Below are 19,426 nucleotides of genomic sequence, written 5' to 3'. Positions count from 1 at the left end.
GGCCGGCGGCGACGCTGTTCCGAGCCGGCGCGGTACCGACCGCAGTACGCGCCTCCGGCCGTCCCCAACCCGGTCGAGTACGCCTGGGGGTCGATCAGCCGGTTCGCACCTCCACGCCGGCGAACGACACCTCGGCCGCAGTGACCGGGTCGTCGTTGGTGACGCCGAGCTGGACCCGCCCGGAGGTCAGGCCGGGGTTGGCGACGGACGCCTGCACGGCCGTGTTGTTGTCGACCGCGACGGTGGCGTGGGTGCCGCTGATCGTGACGGTCAGGGCGTGGGGCGCGTTCGGCGTCAGCGGGACCGCGGACGTGCGGCCGATCGAGGTCAGCACCGCGCCGTTCCGCTCCTCCAGCTCGAGGGTGTCAGCACAGGCGGTCAGCTGGTAGCCGTGGGTCTCGTGGTGGCGGAACCACACCATGGCGCAGGAGTCATGGCCGACCAGGCTGACGTTGACGGTGACCTCGGCGCCACCACGCGCGGCGCCTGCGGCGGGCTCTCGGCGATGATCTGTTCCAGCAGGTCACGGGCGCCGAAGCGACCGGTCTCCCGGTGGTCCCGTAAGGCGGGCAGGACCGGTTCCACGGGCGACGCCGAGCTCCCGGCCGCAATCGGGCTCGGGGTGTCGACAGTGAGCAGCTCCGGCGTCTGCACGAGGAGAAGCCGTTGCAGCAGCTCGTTCGCGGTCGGCCGCTTTCGGGGGTCCTTGTCGAGGGCCGCGGCGACCAGCGAGGCCGGATGGCCGGACAGGTGCGGCGGTTTCGTGAGTACCCGAGCCATGGCCGCCACCGGGGTGTCGCCGCCGAACGGGACGCGGCCGGTGCCGGCGAACGCGATCACGGCACCCCAGGCGAAGATGTCGGCCGCCGGTGAGTCGGGACCGACGCTCGGGTCGAGCCGTTCGGGCGCCATGTAGTCGACAGTGCCCATCCACTGGCCCGGCCGGGTGTGCTGCGTGATGCCCCCGAGGGCCCGGGCGATACCGAAGTCGATCACCTTGGGCAGACCGAGCGAAAGCAGCACATTGGCCGGTTTCAGGTCGCGATGGATGACGCCGGCGCCGTGGATCGCGGTGAGGGCAGTCGCGACGCCGACCGCCACGCTGTGCAGATCTCCGGGCGACATCGGGCCGCGCTCGTCGATCATCTCTTGCAGGCTGGGGCCGTCGACGTATTCCACGACCAGGTAGGGGGCGTCGCTCTCGGAGTCGGCGGCGAGGACCCCGGGGTGATCGCCTCGGACCCGCTGACCTACAGCCAGCCGGCGCGGCGCAGCACCCGGTGCAGGGCGAACGCGCTGACCAGCACGAGCAGCAGGACCGTCGGGTAGCCGTAGCGGGAGGTCAGCTCGGGCATGTGGGTGAAGTTCATGCCGTAGATGCCGGCGATCGCGGTCGGCAGGGCCGCGATGGCCGCCCACGATGCGATCTTGCGCAGGTCGTTGTTCTGCTCGACGGTGAGCTGGGCCAGGCGGGCCTGCAGCAGCGCGTTCAGCACGTCGTCGAACGCGACCACCTGTTCGACCGCGGCGATGTGGTGGTCGGCGACGTCGCTGAAGTAGCGGCGGATCTCTTTCGGCAGGTCGGCGAACTGCTTGCCGGTCAGCGCGGCCAGCGGGCGCTGCAGCGGCAGCACCGCCGCCTTGAACTTCATCAGCTGGCGTTTGAGCTGGTAGACCTGTTCGACAGTGACCGGTGTGCCAGGGGCGAACACGGCCGCCTCGGTCAGTTCGATGTCGAGCTGCAGGGCCGCCGCGATGTCGACGTACGCATCCACGAGCCGGTCGAGGATCGCGTGCACCACCGACCACGGGCCCTGGGCCAGCGCCCGCGCGTCCCGGCTGAGGTCGGCCCGCAGCGAGCTGAGCTCCATGACCGTGCCCTGGCGGACGGTGATGACGAAGTTCGGGCCGACGAAGAGCCGGACGAACCCCGTGCTGACGATCTCGCTGGTGGCGGTGACCCGCTCGTGCTCGACGTACTGGGCGGCCCGGACAACGAGGAAGAAGACATCCTCGTACCGCTCGATCTTGACCCGCTGCTCCCGGTGCAGGATGTCCTCGACGGCCAGCGGATGCAGCCCGAACACCTCGGCCACCCGGGTCAGCGCGGCCTCGGTCGGCTCGTGCAGCCCGAGCCACACGAAGGCGCCCTCGTGCTCGCACGCCCGCTCGTAGAGCCCGGCCAGGTCGGCGGCCGGGCCGGGGCTCTCGACGGCCACCCCGTCGACGTAGAGCTCGCAGCCCACGATCGCGGTGTGGTCGGCCCGGCCCCGCACGACCGGCCGCGGCGGCTGCCAGGTGCGTCGCCCGTCCACGATTGCCTCCACCCCCGGCCGGGAGCCTACTGCGGCGAGGTGACGGCGCCGGTCTGGAACGTCGAGACCGGCGTGCCCGCCTCGACGGTTCGGGTGACGGTGCACAGCTTGTCGTGCGACTGCCGGATCACCCGGGGCACGACGGCCCGCGCCCGGTCGCCCGCTTCCCCGGGCGGGAACGCGAGGTCGAACTCGACCTCCAGGTTTTCGAGCCGGTTCTCGCCGTCCGCGGTCCGCACCTTGTCGCCCCGGACCCGGATCAGGAACCGCTCGGGCTCGCCCTTGCGGCTGGTCACCACGTCGACGTCGATCCCCGAGCACCCGCCGATCGCCGCGAGCAGCAGCTCGACCGGCGTGAACCGCTCGTCGTCGCCCGTGCCCAGGGGAATGACCCCACCGCGGACGTTCCGGACGTCGTACGCGCCCTCGCCGGTCCGCTCGATCTCGACCGACCGCTGGTTCTCGTGGCTCATGGCCGCGACGCTACGCGCCCCCGGGCGTCACCAGGGCAGCACCCCGTTCTCGTCCCGCAGGGTGCCGGTCGGGCCGTCCGGGCCGAGGGTGGCCAGGCCGACCACGACGCGGGCGCTCTCGGCCACCGGGCGGCCGATGCCGAAGGCGGCGGTCATGTCGGTCGCGGTGGCGCCCGGCTCGACCGCGTTGAACCGGATGCCCGGGTGGGCCTTGGCGTACTGGACGGTGAGCATGGTGGCGGCCGCCTTGGACGCCGCGTAGAGGGCCAGCGGCAGGCCGTACTCGGGACGCTCGGGGTTGGTCACGGCCCAGAACGAGCCCATGCTGCTCGAGACGGTGACGACCGTGGGGTTGGCGGACTCGCGCAACAGGGGCAGCGCGGCCTCGGTGACCCGCACGACGCTCACCGCGTTGGTGTCGAACGCGCGCAGGGCGGCCGGGCCGTCGAGGTCGCCGGCGGCCAGGATGCCCGCGTTGTGCACCAGCACGTCGAGGCGGCCCTCGTCGGCGCCGACCGTCGCCAGCGCCGCCCGCACCGAGTCGTCGTCGGTCACGTCGAGCTGGACGAAGCGGGCGCCGAGATCGGCGGCGGCCTTCTCACCCCGTACGGCGTCCCGGGCCCCCACATAGACGGTGTGGCCCAGGTCCAGAAGCTGCCGGGCGGTCTCGAAACCGATGCCCTTGTTGGCCCCGGTGATCAGTGTGATGGTCATGTCACCGAGGTTCGCTCGGGCCCGGGCCGGCAGGCAGAGCCCTCTTCAGCCTGGGGTGTCGCAGGACCCCCTCTGTTCGCGGGACGCCGACCTACGCTGGATCCGTGAACGAGACGACCAACGCCCTCGGGGCCTTCCTGCGGGCCCGGCGCGAGCTGGTGACGCCCGAGCAGGCGGGCATCCCCGAGGTCGGCGTGCGGCGGGTGCCGGGGCTGCGGCGCGAGGAGGTCGCGATGCTGGCCGGCATCAGCGCCGACTACTACCTGCGGCTCGAACGCGGCCGCGACCGCAACCCGTCGGCCCAGGTGCTCGAGTCGATCGCGCGGGTGCTCCGGCTCGACGACGACCACCTGGCCCACCTGCTGTCGCTGGTCGGCGAGGCGACCCGGCAGCGCCGGCGGCGGCCCCGCCGTCGCGAGACGCCGCCGGCGGGCGTACTCAAACTGCTCGACTCGCTGGTGCAGCCGGCCTTCATCGAGGACCGCTATTTCGACATCCTGGCCTCGAACCGGCTGGCCCGGGCGCTCTCCCCGCGCATCGCGGCGGGCAGCAACCAGCTGCTCGACCTGTTCCTCGACCCGAACGAGCAGGCGCTGTACCCGGAGTGGAAGAACGTCACGGAATGCTTCGTGGCCAACCTGCGGCAGGCCGTGGGCACCGACACCGACGACCCGCGGTTCATCGAGATCACCGGTGAGCTGTCGCTGGCCAGCCCCCGCTTCCGGCAGTTGTGGGCCCGTCACGAGGTACGCGGCCAGCACGGCACCCCGATCCGGCTGGAGCACCCGCAGGTCGGCGAGCTGACCCTCAACCGGGAGAGGCTGACCATCGCCGGGGCCGAGAGCCTGATGCTGGTCGTCCTTCACCCCGACGCCGGCTCCAGCGACGCCGACAAGCTGGCCCTGCTGGCCTCGGCCGGTCTGCCCGCCCACAGCTCCGCGCCCGAGGTCAGGACCACGACGGGACAGTGACGATCCATCGTCCTCACTACCATCGTCGCCATGATCCAGAACATTGCGGGGATGCTCGTCGGTCAGGACTTCGGGGCGTGGTCGCGGGCCGACATCGAGCGGATCGCCGGCGCCGCCGGGTGGTCCGTCCAGGACGGCGAGTACAGCCTGCCTCTCGAGACGGGTGGCCCGCTGAAGGCGCGGTCCATGAAGATCAGCTACGGCCAGGACGAGTTCGGCTTCGGCGAGCAGACCGATCTCGAGGTGTCCGAGACCTGCGCCCCCGAGGCGCTGGCGGAACTGCACGCAGCCACCCTGGCTGCCGTTGTCGCCGTGCTCGGACCGCCGGCGATGGTCGGCGGCCCGGACGCGTGGACGTTCTGGCGCCGTCCACGGGTGCGGTTGGAACGCAACCTCCGGCGCTCGTCGGTCACCCTGCGGGTGGAGCCGACCGAGCCGGCCGAGGAGGAGGAGTACAAGAACGCGGAGTACCTCCCGGGCTGGCGGCCCGCCCACCTCTGGAACGCCGAGCCCGACGTGAACAGCGCCGCGGCCAAGTCGCTGGACGGCATGATGATCTATGAGGCCGGGCCGGCCACGACCTGGGACGAGTTCGAGTCGAGCCTGCGCGACCTGTTCGTCTCGCTGGCCTCGGACGTGCCTACTCTGATCGACCACGTGCCCCACGTGGGCTGGGAGATCTCCGAGGCGACGGGCGACCATGCCGTGGCAGGCGGGTTCAACGCCGACGGTGTCACCGTGTACTCGCTCGTGTACAACACGACCGAGTACACCACCTACCCGACGCTGCCCCTGGGACCGGACAGCGGCTCGCGGGTCGCCCAGATCACCGTCGACACCTTCCGCGACTGGGGAATCACCTCACCGGCCGGGCTGCGCCACGAGTGCTACGTCCGGAACCCGGTCCGGCTGAGCGCGATTTCCGGGTTCCGCGTGCCCCTGGCCTGATCGGGACCGTCGGCCAGGAGCTCCGAGACAGTCACGAAGCGGTAGCCCTTCTCCTGCAGGGCGCAGATCATTGCGGGCAGGGCGTTCAGCGCGACCAGGCGGCGCTTGTCCCCAGCGTCGTGGGCCAGCACGATCGCCCCCGGACGTACAGTGTCGATCAGATCCTGGGCCTGTGCGGTGGGGTCACCGGCGTACCGGCGCTCACGCATCTGATGCGACCACAGCGCGATGTCGTAACCCATCGAGTCGGCGGCCAGCACGGTCGACCCACCGAGATGCCCGTACGGGGGCCGCATGAGGGTCGCTTCGCGGCCGAGGTGCCGCTTGATGGCGTCGTGGGTGCGCTCGAGCTCCCGCCGGGCGCCGGCCAGGTCGAGGGTGGCCAGGTCGTCGTGCGACCACGAATGGTTGCCCACCTCGTGCCGCCCGAACCGCTGCCGCACGAGCCCCGCATGCTCGTCGAGGTGCCGCCCGACCACGAAGAAGGTGGCCGGCACCCGAGCCTCGTCGAGCACGTCGAGAAACTGAGGCGTGTACTCCGGCAACGGCCCGTCATCGAACGTCAGCGCGACCAACTTCTCTTCCGTACGCCGGAAGTAGTGGATCTGCACCCCGCCGTGCGCCACCGCGTCCAGGTTGTCGGCCGCCGACGCGTACCCACCACCCAGCGGCGGCCGATCCCACCCCAGCCAGTGCCGGACCGGCTCGGCCCCGGCAAAAGCGGTGGCCGCCCCGGCCATCGTGAACAGCGATCCGCGCAGCAGCGCCCGTCGGTCGACCATGACGCAGCAGCCTGGTTGATCATGAACACTTCCCGCGTCGGCCACCGGACAGGTTCCGGCGGCCGTCACTATCGGCCGGAAGTAAGAGCGGTTGTCAGCCGTTGGTCTTGTCGCGCCAGGCCAGCATGTCGCGCAGTTCGGTGAGGTCGGGCTGCGGGCCGCCGGTGCTGACGGTGAACAGGCGGGCTCCCAGTTCGTGCATGCGGTCGCGGCTGTCGGGCTTGCCGACCACCGACACCTCGATCTCGGACGGGTCGCGGCCGATCGTCTCGCAGTGGCCGCGCAGCACGCCCAGCTTGTGTTCCAGGGTCTCGGCGTCGGCGAAGCTGTGCCAGATGTCGGCGTGCTTGGCCACCAGGCGCAGCGTCTTCTTCTCGCCGCCGCCGCCGATCAGGGTCGGGATCTTGCGGGTCGGAGCCGGGTTCAGCTTGGCCCAGCGGGATTCGATGCGGGGCAGCGCCTCGGCCAGCGCGTCGAGGCGGCCGCCGGCCGTGCCGAACTCGTAGCCGTACTCGTTGTAGTCACGCTCGAACCAGCCCGAGCCGATGCCCAGGATGAGCCGGCCGCCACTGATGTGGTCGACCGTGCGGGCCATGTCGGCCAGCAGGTCCGGGTTGCGGTAGCTGTTACAGGTGACCAGGGCGCCGATCTCGACCCGGCTGGTCTGCTCGGCCCAGGCGGCCAGCATCGTCCAGCACTCGAAGTGCAGCCCGTCCGGCTCGCCGTAGAGCGGATAGAAGTGGTCCCAGTTGAACAGGATGTCGGCGCCCAGGTCCTCGGCCTCGGCGGCGGTGCGGCGGATGGTGTCGTAGTCCATGTGCTGGGGCTGAAGTTGCAGCCCGATCCGGACCGGCCTGGAAGTCATGATCGAAGCCTAGGCCTGCCGATGCCGTCGCGCTCGGCAAGCCTCGTCGGTGGGCGTGCTCAGCCGGCCGCGGGCACCGGTGTGACGGCCGCCAGCCAGTCGGTCAGGGCGTCGCCGGGCATCGGGCGGGCGAAGTGGTAGCCCTGGCCGTAGGTGCAGCCCATCTCGACCAGGCAGGCGGCCTGCTCGGCGGTCTCGATGCCCTCGGCCACCACGTGCAGCTTGTAGGCCTGGGCCAGGCGGACCACGGCCTCGGCCACCGCGTACGCCTCGGGGTCGGTGTCGATGCCGGTGACGAAGGAGCGGTCGATCTTGAGGACGCTGACCGGCAGGGCCCGCAGGTAGCTCAGCGCCGCGTAGCCGGTGCCGAAGTCGTCGACCGAGAGGCCGATGCCCATCGCGCGCAGCTCGCTCAGGCGGGCCACGGTGTGCTCGTCGGGTTGCAGCACCACGCTCTCGGTCAGCTCCAGCGACAGACGGTCGGCCCGGAAGCCGGTCTCGTCGAGGATGCCGCGGATGGTGTCGACCAGGCCGGCCTGCATGACCTGCCGCGCCGACAGGTTGACGCTCAGCCACACCGGCTCCGGCCAGTCGGCGGCCTGGCGGCACGCCTCGCGCAGCACCCACTCGCCCATCGGGATCACGGCGCCGGTCTCCTCGGCCAGCTCGATGAAGGCACCCGGCATCAGCAGGCCCCGGGTCGGGTGGTTCCAGCGCACCAGCGCCTCGACCGCCATGTTCCCACCGCCGCTCAGGTCGACGACCGGCTGGAAGTGGACCACGAGCTCGTTGTTGGCCACGGCCGCCCGCAGCTCGGCGTCGCGGGCCTGGGTGTCCAGCTCCGGGGAGTACACGCGGTACTGGCCGCGGCCGGAGCGCTTGGCCGCGTACATGGCCGTGTCGGCGTGAGCCAGCAGCCGCGCGCCGTCGGTGGTCGTCTCGTCACGGAACGCGACGCCGATGCTGGCCTCGACGTTCAGCAGCACGTCGCCGAAGATGACCGGCGTGCGCAGGGCGTCGACCAGGCGCTGGGCGATGCTCTCGGCGACCTGGCGGTTGGGCAGCGCGGGCAGCACGACGGCGAACTCGTCGCCGCCGAGCCGGCCGGCCGTGTCGCCGGAGCGGATGACCGCGCGCAGCGCCGTCGCGACCGCCTTGAGCACGGCGTCGCCGGCCTCGTGGCCGTGCGCGTCGTTGATCGGCTTGAAGTGGTCGAGGTCGATCAGCAGGACGGCGCTGTGCCGCCCCTCGCGCACCGGCTGCCGGGTCACCTCGGTCAGGCGCTCGGTGATGAGGGCGCGGTTGGACAGGCCGGTGAGCGGGTCGGTCACGGCCAGGCGGCGGTTCTCCTGCTGGGCGAACATCTGCCGCACGATGACCAGGGCGGTCAACGCGATGGCGCCGAAGATCATGCCGCCCAGCGGGTACAGCGACTGCTCGCGGGCGACGAAGGCCAGCAGACCGTACGCGAGCACGACAGCGACGTACGGCAGCCACCCCAGCCGGCCGCGGCCGGGCCGCTCGACTTCGGTGAGCTGGTCCTGAAGCAGCCGGCGGCGGGTCGCCAGCAGGGCCAGGAAGGCGGCCGTGGCCCACAGCGCGTAGGGCCAGCTGCCGGGCTTGAAGAACACCCCGAACTGCACGTACGCGATGGTGAAGGCGCTGTCGGCCACCACCTTGACCGCCATTGACCCGGCCAGCAGGCCCACCACGGCCCCGGCCTGCGCGCGGCGCAGCAGCACGGTGATGAGCGCGAAGACGAGCAGCAGGTCGAGCACGGGCACGGCAGTCGAGAACACCAGCACGACCGGGTCGGCCCCGCCCATGTGCACGATGGGACCGATCTCGAGGTACCAGAGAGCCATGCAGGCGCCGGCCACGACGATCAGCGAGTCGATCAGAAGCTTGACCCGCTCGGCGCCGGTCCGCCGCCCGACCGGCAGCATGAGCACGCCGGCGACGACGAACGAGAGTCCCACCGCGTACAGATAGTCGGCGAGGCTGGGGTAGGTCGGCAGCCCGGGCACGAAGTTCTGAGCCATCGACACGCAGTGGGCCACGACCTGGAAGAGGAACGACACCATGAGCAGCGTCCACGCCCGTCGCTCGCGGCGCTCCAGTCCGGGCTTGCGCACCACGCGTCCGGCCAGCACCGCGGACAGCACCGTGACCGGCAGGTAGGCCAGATCGTTGGACATCCGCTCCTGGACGTCGCCACTCCATTCGCTGAAGCACTGGACCAGGAGGAGCACCCCGAGCAGGGCGCCGGAACCCCACACGGCGGCCGTCAGCAGCCGGGACGAACGTGCTCGCAGTTGTGCCATGGCCATCCGATCGGCCGCAACCCGCCGGGGCTGCGGCCGATCACCGTTGCGAGCCGGGAGCAAACAGACCTAAGGCGTGTTTCATAACTGGACCTCGCCGCAGGCCGACCCCAGTTATGAAACACGCCTTAGCCGTACAGGTAGCGGTTCGCGTTGTCCGTGAGCAGTTTCTGTCGCTGGGCCGGGGTGAGGAACGAGGCCGTGCGGACGACGTTCCCGGCCGGGCGCTCGCCCAGCGGGTAGGGGTAGTCGCTGCCGACCACCACCCGGTCCTCGCCCATGGTGTCGACCAGCAACCGCAGCGCGGGCTCGCTGAACACCACGGAGTCGACGTAGAGGCGGTCGGTGTACTCGCTGGGCGGCCGGGTCGAGCGTCCCCGCACGAGGTCGCCGCGCCGGTGCCAGGCGTTGTCGGCCCGGCCCAGCCAGTACGGGAAGCTGCCCCCGCCGTGGGCGAAGCACAGCCGCAGCGTGTCCGGCACCTGGTCGAGCACGCCGCCCAGGATCAGCGCCAGCGCCGACAGGTGGGTCTCGGCCGGCATGCCGGTGAGCCAGCGCGCCATCCAGCGGTCGAGGCGCGGGCCGTCGGGCATGTCCCACGGGTGCACGAAGACAGGCGCCCCCACGGCCGCGCAGTGCTGCAGGAACTCCACGATCCCAGCCGCGTCGAGGTCCTGGTCGCCGACGTGATTGCCGATCTCGACGCCGACATGGCCGGCTGCGAGAGACCGGTCGAGCTCGGCACACGCAGCCGCCGGATCCTGCAACGGAACCTGACAAAATGGCACAAATCGCGAATCGCCGTCAACCATCGACAGCGTGAGGTCGTTGAAGATCTGCGCCAATGCCACCGCCTGAGCGGGCGTGCGGTCGTAGCCGAAGAAGACCGGCGTCGGCGACACGACCTGGCGTTCGATCCCGTCGAGATCCATGTCGGCCCGGCGGACCGACGGGTCCCAGGCCGAGGAGTCGACCCGCCGGAACTCGGTGTCGCGGATCATGATCATCGCTTCGCGCTCGGACTCGATCCGGAGCCAGGGCCAGCCGGTGCCGCCGCACGCGACTTCGAGATCCGGCCAGCCCTTCGGCACGACGTGCGTGTGGACGTCGATGGTCAAGCGTCAGCCCTTTCCGGGGTGCAGCGCGCCGCAGTTGCCGCAGGTACGGGCCTTCTCGTCCTCGTAGAAGGCCGTGAACACCGGCGGCAGGTCCTCGACGATGTCACGCACCTGCAGCTCGACCTCGTGCACCTTGTGGTTGCACTCGAAGCAGTACCACTGGAACTTCTCGAGCGTGCCCTCCTCGCGCACCCGCTCGACGACCAGGCCGATCGAGCCCGCCTCGGGCCGCTGCGGCGAGTGCGGCGTGTTGCCGGGCAGCACCCACATCTCACCCTCGCGGATGTGCACGTCCTTGGGCCCCTCGGGCGTCATGGTCTTGACGTGCATGTTGCCCTTGACCTGGTAGAAGAACTCCTCGTAGGGGTCGACGTGGAAGTCGGTCCGCGAGTTCGGGCCGCCGACCACCATGACGATGAAGTCGTCACCGGTCGGGAACATCTGCTTGTTGCCGACCGGCGGCTTGAGCAGGTGCTTGTTGTCCTCGATCCAGCCCGGGAAGTTGATCGGGTCGGTCATGACGCCTCCAATGGCAGTACGGCGACGGCTTGGATCTCGATGAGCAGGTGCGGATGGGGCAGTTGGTGCACGGCGACGGTCGTCCGGGTCGGGCCGTCGTAGTCGAAGAACTCGGCGTAGACGGCGTTGTAGCCGCCGAAGTCGTTCATGTTGACCAGGTACGTCGTGATCTGCACGAGGTCGTCCAGCGAGGCCCCGACCGAGGCCAGGATGTCGGCGATGTTGGTGATCACCGCCCGCGTCTGCACCGCGATGTCGAGCGACGTCGTGCCCATGGCGTCGACCGAGGCCCCGGCGATGGAGTTGTCCGGCAACCGGCTGCTGGTCCCGCTCACGAAGGCGAACCCGTTGGCCACCTTGACGTGCGGGAACCTCCCGCGCGGGGTGGCCTTGCCGTCGACCAGCTTCCCGGTCATGCCGACGCCACCAGCGAGGCCGACCCCAGACCTTCAACCTCTACCCGTACGGTCTGACCGGGCCCGACGGCCACGGCCGCGGTCGCCGCCCCGGCCAGCACGACCCAGTCGTCCTCGAGCGTGCCGGCCAGCCGCAGCGCCTCGGCGAAGGCCTCCCGCGGATCACCGAGGATCGCCGCCGTGGAGCCGCTCTCGATTACCTCGCCGTCGAGGATCAGCTGCACGCCGAGGCTGTCGATGTTCCCGGGGAGCGGCTGCCAGGCCCCGACCACGAACCCGGCGGCCGACGTGTTGTCGGCGATCACCTCGTCCAGGGTGAACTTGAAGTCGAGCCAGCGCGAGTCGATCACCTCGAGCGCGGGCGCGACGGCCGCGATCGCCCCGTCGCGCACCAGGAACGCCACCTCGGGCTCGACCTTGGGGTGGATGCGCGGCCCGAGGTCGAGCAGTCCGCCGTCCTCGATCCGCATGGCGTCGGTCAGCCAGCCCCAGATGACCGAGTCCACGCCCATCTGCTGCATCTTGGCCTTGCTGGTCAGCCCCAGCTTGACCCCGGCCACCGTCTCGCCTCGGGCCAGCCGCAGGTCGACCACCTCGCGCTGCACGGCATACGGATCATCCGCCGGGAAGGACCCCGACTCGAGCTCGGTGGCGGTGGTGAGGGCGTTGTCGAGAGCGACAGCGAACGAGGTCATGACATGTCCAAGCAGACGTTGGTGTATTCGGAGTAGAAGTCGAGCGAGTGCCGCCCACCCTCGCGGCCCACGCCCGAGGCGCGCATGCCGCCGAACGGGGTGCGCAGGTCGCGCAGGAACCACGTGTTGACCCAGACCAGGCCCACGTCGAGCGAGGCGCCGGCCCGCAGCGCCCGGCCCACGTCGCGGGTCCAGACCGTGCCGGCCAGGCCGTACGCGCTGTCGTTGGCCAGCGCGAAGGCCTCGTCCTCGTCGTCGAACGGCGCGATGTGGCAGATGGGACCGAAGATCTCTTCCCGTACGGTCCGGGCGTCCTGGCCCAGGCCCGTGATCACGGTCGGCTCGATGTACGACCCGCCGTCGCGCGCGTCGCCGAAGTGCGGCACGCCCCCGCCGGCCAGCACTGTCGCGCCCTCCTGGCGGGCCAGGTCGTAGTAGCCGAGCACCTTGTCGCGGTGCGCCTTGGAGATCAGCGGCATGGTGCCGGTGGTCTCGTCCGAGGGCCACCCGTACGTCAGCTCCTTGGCCCTGGCCGCCAGCCGCTCGGTGAACTCGTCGAAGACCGGCCGCTGCACGTACAGCCGCTCGGTGCACAGGCAGACCTGGCCGCCGTTGGTGAAGCTGGACCGCACGCTGCCGGCCACCGCCGCGTCCAGGTCGGCGTCGGCGAAGATCAGCCCCGCGTTCTTGCCGCCGAGCTCGAACGACACCGGCTTCACCCCGGGCGCGGCCGCGCGCATGATGGCCGAGCCGGTGGCCGACTCGCCGGTGAAGGTGATCGCGTCGACGTCGGGGTGGGTGGTCAGCCACTCGCCGGCCGCGTCCGGCCCGTGGCCGTGCACGAGGTTGAACACGCCCTCGGGGACGCCGGCCGCGGCCATCACCTCGGCCAGCACCGTGGCCGAGGCCGGGGTCTCCTCGCTGGGCTTCACGATGACCGCGTTGCCGCAGGCCAGCGCCGGCGCCACCTTCCAGGTGAGCAGCAGCAGGGGCAGGTTCCAGGGCACGATGACGGCGACCACGCCCATCGGCTTGCGCACGGCGTAGTTGAGCGCGCGGCCACCGCCGGCGGTGGCCGTGGTGAACGATTCGGTGCCGGTCGCGGCGACCACGTCGGCGAAGGCCCGGAAGTTGGCCGCGCCGCGGGGGATGTCGAGCGTACGGGCCTGGGTGTAGGTCTTTCCGGTGTCGGTGACCTCGGCCGTGACCAGGTCGTCGAACCGGCGCTCGAGCTCGTCGGCGATGCGGCGGAGCACGGTCGCGCGCTCCTGCTCGGTCGTGCGGCCCCAGGGCCCGCGCACGGCGGCCCGGGCGGCGGCCACAGCGTCGTCCACATCGGAGCGCGGCGACTCGGTGACCGAGAAGACCGTCTCGCCGGTGACCGGGGACGCCTTGGCGAACGTGGTGGCGGCCGGGCGGAACTCGCCGGCGATGAAGTTGCGCAGCTGGGGCGGGCTGTCGGTCATCGGGTCAACCTCCGGATCAGGGCCGTCGCGGCCAGCGCGACCAGGGCCCCGGCCACCGCGCCGACGACCTGGTGCTGCTGCTTGACGCGGCGGCGGACCTCGGCGTACGGCGTGGTCGAGAACGACACCAGCTCGTAGCGCGAGACGTACTTGCCGGGCAGCCAGCGTTCGAGGGTGTGCTCGACGTTCTTGCCCAGCTTGAAGAACGGGTCGGCCACCTTGTCGCGCATCTCGACGAAGTTGGCCAGGGCCATCTCGGCGATCGCCTCCGAGTTCTCGCGCCGCCCCTGCTCGTACAGGGGAAGGGCTTCGGCCCAGTTGTCGCCGGTGGCGTCGAGGCAGCGGTCGAGCTCGACCACGTCCTCGAAGCTGGCGTTGGCGCCCTGACCGTAGAACGGGACGATGGCGTGCGCGGCGTCGCCGATCAGCGCGACCCGGCCCAGCATCTGCCAGGGCGCGCACTTGACCGTGCCGAGCAGGCCGACCGGGTTGTGCCGGTAGTCCTCGACCAGGTTCGGGATCAGCTCGAGCAGGTCGGGGTAGTTCTCGCGGAAGTGCCGCTCGACCGCGGCCGGGCTGCCGATCGAGGCGAAGCTGTCGCTGCCCGAGCTGGGCCAGAACAGCGTGCCGGTGAACGAGCGGTCCGGGTTGGGCAGCGCGATCATCATCGACGTGCCGCGGGGCCAGATGTGCAGGGCGCCCGGGTCCAGCGCGTACTCGCCGTCGCGGGCCGGGATGGTCAGCTCCTTGTAGCCGTAGTCGAGGAAGCTGACCGTCTCGGAGAAGCCTTCCCCGGCGTACGCCATGAGGAGTCCCCGCGTGGCCGAGCCGGCCCCGTCCGCGCCCAGCACGATGTCGGCCTTGGCCGAACTGCCGTCGGCGAACCCGAGGGTCCCCAGCGAAGGGTCGAGCGCGGTCAGCGGGTGGTCGAAGTGGATGGTCACGCCGGGGGTGGCGCCCGCGGCGTCGAGCAGCGCGTCGTTGAGGGCGCCGCGGCCGATCGAGTTGATGGCCCGGTCCCCCGACAGGCTGTACGGCTGGAAGTTCGTCTCGCCGTGCAGCGGGTGCACCATCCGGCCCCGCATCGGCAGCGCGTCCCGCAGCACCTCTTCGTCCAGCCCGATCCGGCGCAGCGCGTCGATGCCCCGCTCGGACAGCGCGAGGTTGATCGACCGGCCGCGCTCGGCCCCGGTGACCCGCGGGTCGGGGCGGCGCTCGTACAGGTCGACGGTGTAGCCCCGGCGCCCCAGATAGCAGGCGAGCAGGCTGCCGCACAGCCCGGCCCCGACGACCGCTACGTGCTTCACTTGGTCTCCTCCACACAGGCGGCGAGCGCCTCGGCGGCCCGGCGGCAGTCCTCGTAGGTCGAATAGAGCGGCACCGGCGCGAACCGCACGATGTCGGGCTGCCGCGCGTCGGCGATGACCCCGTACTCGAAACGCAGCCGCTTGGTCAGCGCGCCCGCGTTGCCCTCGAGCAGGCGGACCGAGAGCTGGCAGCCGTGCCGTTCCGGCTCGCGGGGCGTGATGATCGACAGCGGGCGCGTCGCGACCACCGCGTCGAGCAGTTCGCGCAGGTACGTGGTGAGGCGCAGGCTGCGCTCGCGCAGGGCGGGCATCCCGATCTCGTCGAAAATGCGGAGCGACGTACGGACCGGGCCCATGGCGAAGATGGGCGGATTCGACACCTGCCAGGCGTCGGCGCTGCGCGGCGGCCGCGACTCGGGGGTCATCTCGAAGCGGGTGGCCGACTCGGTGCTCCACCAGCCCTCGAAGCGCTGCAGGTCGGCGCCGTGGTGGCGCTCGTGGATGAACACGCCGGCCAGTGCGCCCGGCCCCGAGTTCAAGTATTTGTACGAGCACCAGGCCGCGAAGTCGGCGCCCCACTCGTGCAGGCTGAGCGGCACGTTGCCGGCCGCGTGGGCCAGGTCCCAGCCGACGACGGCACCCGCTTCGCGCCCGGCGGTGGTGATGGTGGCCATGTCCATCAGCTCGCCGGTGAGGTAGTTGACGCCGCCCAGCATCAGCAGGGCCACGGTGCCGCCCTCGTCGCGCAGGAACGCCAGGACGTCCTCGGTGCGCAGCGTGTCCTCGCCGTCGCGTGGGCGCAGGCGTACGACAGTGGTGTCGGGGTCGAGGCCGTGGAACCGGGCCTGGCTGCGGACGGCGTAGCTGTCCGACGGGAACGCCGCGTCCTCGATGACGATGCGGGTGCGGTCACCGGCCGGGCGGTAGAACGACACCATCAGCAGGTGCAGGTCGACGGTGAGCGAGTTCATCACCACGACCTCGGACGGCAGCGCGCCGACGAGCCGGGCCGCGGGCTGGGTCAGCAGCTCGTGGTACGGCAGCCAGGGCCGGGCCGCGTCCAGATGCCCCTCCACGCCCAGCCGGGCCCAGTCGTCGAGGTCCTCGTTCAACTCGACCCGGGTCGCCCGGGGCTGCAGCCCGAGCGAGTTGCCGGCGAAGTACGCCACCTCGGGGTGATCGCCGCCCTCGGCCGGCGGGATATGGAAGAGGTGCCGGTGCCCCGGATCCTGCTCGTCTTGCCGCATCACATCTCCGTCCGCGAGGTCCACAGCTCGGGGAAGACCGGCCGGCTCATGCTGCGCTGCAGGAAAGCCAGGCCGTTCGATCCACCGGTGCCGCTCTTGGCCCCCATTGTTCTTTGCACTGCCTTGAGATGCAGGTAACGCCAGTCGCCGAATCGATCGGCGACCTCGGTCAGCGCCTCACCCAGCAGCCTAAGGTGGTTCTCGGGGCCGGTGTCGCGATAGATGCGCACCCAGGCGTCCGACACCGACTGCTCGGCCTCGTGCTCGTCGGCGACGTCCCGCCCCAGCAACTCGGGCTTGAGGTCGTGACCCTGGCGGGCGAGCAGCGCGATCACCTCGTCCCACAGGCTCGGCCGCTGCAGGGCCGCGGTGAGCTCGTCGTGCTCGGGGGTGCCCTTGAACGGGCGCATCAGCGACCTGGTCCGCAGCCCGAGCAGGAACTCGACCTGCCGGTACATGGCCGACTGGAAGCCGGAGCCCTCGCCCAGCAGGTCGCGGAACTTGTTGAAGTCGGCCGGGGTCATCCAGCGCAGGGTCTGCCAGGCCGCGTTCAGGCCCTCGATGTGCAGGGCGGCCCGCTTGAGCGGGGCCAGCGCCTCCCACGTCTGGTCGGCGCGCACGTGGTCGCGCGCCTGTTCCAGCTCGTGCCGGATGAGGTTGAAGTACAGCTCCATGATCTGGCTGACCACCAGGAACGACATCTCGCCGGGGTCACCGCTCAGCGTCTTCTGCAGCGTATGCAGGGTGCTGGCGTGCACGTAGGCGTCGTAGGGCACCCGCTGCCCGAACTCCAGGGTCGGCGCGCCGCCGTTACGGGATCGACGGGCGTCACGCTCCGCCGCATTGGTGGGCCGCACGGCCGCCGTACTCACGGTTTCCACTGACTTCTCCTCGCCCTTGACCGGTCCATGATTTCGCTGCGAGGGGCCCGGCCGGAATGCCGAATTAACGGCCCTGACCTCCGGGAGCCGAAGATCGGTGGCTAGATTTGGGCTATCGGTTAACGATCGGAAGGTTGCCTGATGGACGCGATGGACTGGGCGTTGCTGCGCGAGTTGCAGGACGACGCACGCCTGTCCTACAGCGAGCTCTCCCGGCGGGTCCACCTGTCGCCGCCGGCGGTGGCCGAGCGGGTGCGCCGGCTCGAGGAGACCGGGGTCATCACCGGCTATCACGCCCACGTCGACCTGGCCAGGACCGGCCGCCAGGTGCTCGCCCTGATCCGGATGTCCTGCTACGGCCCGACGTGCGTGTTGCGCGACGACAAGGTGCCGACCTGGCCCGAGGTGCTGGAGATCAACCGGGTCACCGGCGACACCTGTTGCGTGCTCAAGGTCGCGACCGCCTCGATGGAGGCGTTCGAGGAGGTCATCGACCGGTTGGGCGGGTACGGGGCGCCGTCCAGCACGATGATTCTGTCCACTCCGCTGACCTGGCAGCCGATCGCGCCTCCGCTCGATTTTTAGTACCATCGAACGCGTGACGGAGCCGCTCGAAGACACCTCGGCCGTGCAGGTCGGTCCGCGCATCCGCGAGTTCCGCAAGCAGCGCGGCCTCACCCTGCGCAGCCTGGCCGCCCGCTCCGGGTTGTCGATCGGCTTCCTGTCCCAGGTCGAGCGGGGCATCTCGTCGATCGGGCTGACCGCGCTGGGCAGCGTGGCCGGCGCGCTCGGGCACTCGGTGGCCGACTTCTTCGACACCCCCATGGCCGGCCCGGCCGACGACCCGGTGGTGGTGCCGATGCCGCGGCACTTCACGCTGACCCGGGGCGAGACGGCGGCTGTGCAGTACGTGTCGGGCCAGCAGACCTACCGCATGCTGTCCGACCGCGGGGCCGGGCTGGTGCTCGAGCCCATGGTGGTGCACATCGCGCCGGGCGGGCGGCGCGAGAACGCGTACGGCCACGCCGGCGAGGAATTCGCGTACGTGATCTCGGGCGAGCTGCTCTACGAGGTCGACGGGGTCGAACACCGGCTGAGCCCCGGCGACAGCGTGCACCTGCGCTCATCGGTCCCGCACAGCATGTACAACGACACCGAAGAGGTGACCACCGTCGTCTCGGTGGTCACCCCACGGCTGTTCTGAGTGTTCACGTACGTGAAATAACCGCTGCCATCGTCGCCGCCCAGATGGCCGAGCCCGGCGCGATCACGTCGAAGTGGTCGCCCGCCTGCTCCAGCAGCGTGATGCCGGAGGCGGCGGCGAACCGCCGGTTGATGTCGACCAGGTCGAGGCTGTCGCCGCTGCCCTGCACGAGCAGCGCCGGCGAGGCCAGCGGCAGCCGGGCCATGGGGTCGCTCGCCGCGTAGACGTCGGGCACATCATCCGGCCCGCCGCCCAGGGCGGTCGTGATCGCGCCCTCGCCCAGGAACCGCCGCTGCCCCTCACCGAGGTCGAGCACGCCGGCCAGCGACACGGCCAGGGCCAGGCCGGGGTCGTCGGCGGCCAGACGCAGCGCGAGCTGACCGCCGGCCGAGTGCCCGAACAGCACGATCGGCGCGCCGGGGTGGCGCTCCCGGGCCTCGGCGACACCGTTGCGCAGGTCGTCGGTGGTGGCGTCCCAGCCGTTCCGGTCAGGGCGGCGGTATTCGAGGTTCCAGCTCGTCCAGCCCCGGGCGGTCAGGTCGATGGCGAGCGCGTCCATCAGGTCGGCGGCCCAGTTCGACCGCCAGAACCCACCGTGGACGAGGATCCCGACCGGCGCCACGGAGGGGGCGTCTGCGGCGCCGGTCGGGATCCGCTCATCGGCCCACTGCTCCGGGTGCTCGCCGTAGGCGATCCGGGTGGCGGGCTCCCGCAGGCGGTGGACGGCGTGCTTGATCGCCCAGGCCAGCCCCCACACGCCCCGGCCGTGCAGGTGCAGCTGCGAGACGGGCTCGGCCGCGGTGGTCAGGTCGTAGAAGACAGTGTTCGCGGGACCAGCGGCGATGAGCGCACGGTCGGCCCCGACCACCACGGCGGGGCCGTCGTGCGCGGCCAGCTCGGCGGCGGTCGCGGCGGAGACCACCTTCAAGCCGACGTCCAGATCCCAGGCCGTGCTGCCGGCCAGCGAGGTGAGCAGGCCGCGATCAGCGACCAGGTCAGGACCAAGAACGAGCAGAACGTCCATCGCGACGAACTCCTAACGGGACGACCGTGGTGACTGACAGTGCGAGAAGCAGAAGCCGAGCCGATCTTGCATCTTCCGCCCAAGCACACCCCGCCCTCCCAAAGGGGGCCCCCGTCCACCGGGAATTATGGCGAATTTTTGGCGGCGGGCGACGGCT

At 71.0% G+C, this 19,426-nt stretch carries 21 protein-coding genes; 4 read left to right on the top strand and 17 right to left on the bottom strand.

What is annotated here, in order from left to right; translation table 11 throughout:
- Window positions 1–94: 94 nt before the first annotated feature.
- The 5 genes from M1L60_RS26150 to M1L60_RS26130 are packed head-to-tail and all read right to left on the bottom strand — an operon-like array spanning window position 95 to window position 3,502.
- Window positions 95–421, bottom strand: coding sequence for a hypothetical protein (locus tag M1L60_RS26150; protein WP_253240162.1), 327 nt, complete (start codon window positions 419–421; stop codon window positions 95–97).
- A complete protein-coding gene (locus M1L60_RS26145; RefSeq protein WP_256517109.1) occupies window positions 379–1,260 on the bottom strand; it encodes a serine/threonine-protein kinase in 882 nt (293 codons plus the stop codon). The genes M1L60_RS26150 and M1L60_RS26145 overlap by 43 nt, the downstream gene beginning before the upstream one ends.
- A complete protein-coding gene (locus M1L60_RS26140) occupies window positions 1,251–2,315 on the bottom strand; it encodes a magnesium and cobalt transport protein CorA (protein WP_253240160.1) in 1,065 nt (354 codons plus the stop codon). The genes M1L60_RS26145 and M1L60_RS26140 overlap by 10 nt, the downstream gene beginning before the upstream one ends.
- A gap of 26 nt (window positions 2,316–2,341) precedes the next feature.
- A complete protein-coding gene (locus tag M1L60_RS26135; RefSeq protein WP_253240159.1) occupies window positions 2,342–2,788 on the bottom strand; it encodes an OsmC family protein in 447 nt (148 codons plus the stop codon).
- 27 nt (window positions 2,789–2,815) lie between these two features.
- Window positions 2,816–3,502 (bottom strand): SDR family NAD(P)-dependent oxidoreductase, encoded by a 687-nt coding sequence (locus M1L60_RS26130; RefSeq protein ID WP_253240158.1) that lies wholly within the window; start codon window positions 3,500–3,502, stop codon window positions 2,816–2,818.
- 104 nt (window positions 3,503–3,606) lie between these two features.
- Here M1L60_RS26130 and M1L60_RS26125 point away from each other — a divergent pair, with 104 nt between their 5' ends.
- Together M1L60_RS26125 and M1L60_RS26120 are read left to right on the top strand one after the other, a co-directional pair.
- Window positions 3,607–4,473 carry a helix-turn-helix domain-containing protein gene (locus M1L60_RS26125; protein WP_253240157.1) on the top strand — a complete coding sequence of 289 codons (867 nt, stop codon included), beginning with the start codon at window positions 3,607–3,609 and terminating at the stop codon, window positions 4,471–4,473.
- Window positions 4,474–4,503: 30 nt separating this feature from the next.
- Window positions 4,504–5,421 carry a DUF6301 family protein gene (locus M1L60_RS26120; RefSeq protein WP_253240156.1) on the top strand — a complete coding sequence of 306 codons (918 nt, stop codon included), beginning with the start codon at window positions 4,504–4,506 and terminating at the stop codon, window positions 5,419–5,421.
- Here the strand turns inward: M1L60_RS26120 and M1L60_RS26115 are convergent.
- From M1L60_RS26115 to M1L60_RS26065, 11 genes are all read right to left on the bottom strand, one after another.
- Window positions 5,361–6,203, bottom strand: coding sequence for a polysaccharide deacetylase family protein (locus M1L60_RS26115; RefSeq protein WP_253240155.1), 843 nt, complete (start codon window positions 6,201–6,203; stop codon window positions 5,361–5,363). The two genes, M1L60_RS26120 and M1L60_RS26115, sit on opposite strands and share 61 nt — an antisense overlap.
- 94 nt (window positions 6,204–6,297) lie before the next feature.
- Complete coding sequence (locus tag M1L60_RS26110) at window positions 6,298–7,068, bottom strand: LLM class F420-dependent oxidoreductase (protein WP_253240154.1); 771 nt, start codon at window positions 7,066–7,068, stop codon at window positions 6,298–6,300.
- Window positions 7,069–7,127: 59 nt separating this feature from the next.
- Entirely contained in the window at window positions 7,128–9,392 is a 2,265-nt protein-coding gene (locus M1L60_RS26105; protein ID WP_253240153.1) for a putative bifunctional diguanylate cyclase/phosphodiesterase, read from the bottom strand.
- A 128-nt stretch (window positions 9,393–9,520) separates the two neighbouring features.
- Window positions 9,521–10,510 carry an amidohydrolase family protein gene (locus M1L60_RS26100; protein WP_253240152.1) on the bottom strand — a complete coding sequence of 330 codons (990 nt, stop codon included), beginning with the start codon at window positions 10,508–10,510 and terminating at the stop codon, window positions 9,521–9,523.
- A gap of 3 nt (window positions 10,511–10,513) precedes the next feature.
- Window positions 10,514–11,029, bottom strand: a complete 516-nt coding sequence (locus tag M1L60_RS26095; RefSeq protein ID WP_253240151.1) for a 3-hydroxyanthranilate 3,4-dioxygenase — start codon at window positions 11,027–11,029, stop codon at window positions 10,514–10,516.
- Complete coding sequence (locus M1L60_RS26090; RefSeq protein ID WP_253240150.1) at window positions 11,026–11,445, bottom strand: RidA family protein; 420 nt, start codon at window positions 11,443–11,445, stop codon at window positions 11,026–11,028. Before M1L60_RS26090 ends, M1L60_RS26095 begins: the two co-directional genes overlap by 4 nt.
- Window positions 11,442–12,140: a 2-keto-4-pentenoate hydratase gene (locus tag M1L60_RS26085; protein WP_253240149.1), complete on the bottom strand. Its 699-nt coding sequence runs from the start codon at window positions 12,138–12,140 to the stop codon at window positions 11,442–11,444. Before M1L60_RS26085 ends, M1L60_RS26090 begins: the two co-directional genes overlap by 4 nt.
- On the bottom strand, window positions 12,137–13,606 hold the full coding sequence (locus M1L60_RS26080) for a 2-hydroxymuconic semialdehyde dehydrogenase (protein WP_253240148.1): 1,470 nt from the start codon (window positions 13,604–13,606) through the stop codon (window positions 12,137–12,139). Before M1L60_RS26080 ends, M1L60_RS26085 begins: the two co-directional genes overlap by 4 nt.
- On the bottom strand, window positions 13,603–14,913 hold the full coding sequence (locus M1L60_RS26075) for an FAD-dependent oxidoreductase (RefSeq protein ID WP_253240147.1): 1,311 nt from the start codon (window positions 14,911–14,913) through the stop codon (window positions 13,603–13,605). Before M1L60_RS26075 ends, M1L60_RS26080 begins: the two co-directional genes overlap by 4 nt.
- On the bottom strand, window positions 14,910–16,160 hold the full coding sequence (gene kynU, locus M1L60_RS26070; protein ID WP_253240146.1) for a kynureninase: 1,251 nt from the start codon (window positions 16,158–16,160) through the stop codon (window positions 14,910–14,912). Before kynU ends, M1L60_RS26075 begins: the two co-directional genes overlap by 4 nt.
- Window positions 16,160–17,041 (bottom strand): tryptophan 2,3-dioxygenase, encoded by an 882-nt coding sequence (locus M1L60_RS26065; RefSeq protein ID WP_438862154.1) that lies wholly within the window; start codon window positions 17,039–17,041, stop codon window positions 16,160–16,162. The genes kynU and M1L60_RS26065 overlap by 1 nt, the downstream gene beginning before the upstream one ends.
- A 141-nt stretch (window positions 17,042–17,182) precedes the next feature.
- On the opposite strand from M1L60_RS26065, the gene M1L60_RS26060 reads away from it, so the two are divergent.
- Complete coding sequence (locus tag M1L60_RS26060) at window positions 17,183–17,626, top strand: Lrp/AsnC family transcriptional regulator (protein WP_253240145.1); 444 nt, start codon at window positions 17,183–17,185, stop codon at window positions 17,624–17,626.
- Window positions 17,627–17,639: 13 nt separating this feature from the next.
- On the top strand, window positions 17,640–18,245 hold the full coding sequence (locus tag M1L60_RS47960) for a helix-turn-helix domain-containing protein (RefSeq protein ID WP_253240144.1): 606 nt from the start codon (window positions 17,640–17,642) through the stop codon (window positions 18,243–18,245).
- 4 nt (window positions 18,246–18,249) lie between these two features.
- Here the strand turns inward: M1L60_RS47960 and M1L60_RS26050 are convergent, their stop codons facing one another.
- Window positions 18,250–19,269: an alpha/beta hydrolase family protein gene (locus M1L60_RS26050; protein WP_253240143.1), complete on the bottom strand. Its 1,020-nt coding sequence runs from the start codon at window positions 19,267–19,269 to the stop codon at window positions 18,250–18,252.
- Window positions 19,270–19,426: the final 157 nt, after the last annotated feature.

The organism is Paractinoplanes aksuensis, assembly GCF_024137025.1.
GTDB classification, from domain to species: Bacteria; Actinomycetota; Actinomycetes; order Mycobacteriales; family Micromonosporaceae; genus Actinoplanes; species Actinoplanes aksuensis.
The sequence above is the reverse complement of the archived record's forward strand: the minus strand, read 5'-3'. Positions and strand labels throughout refer to the sequence as shown.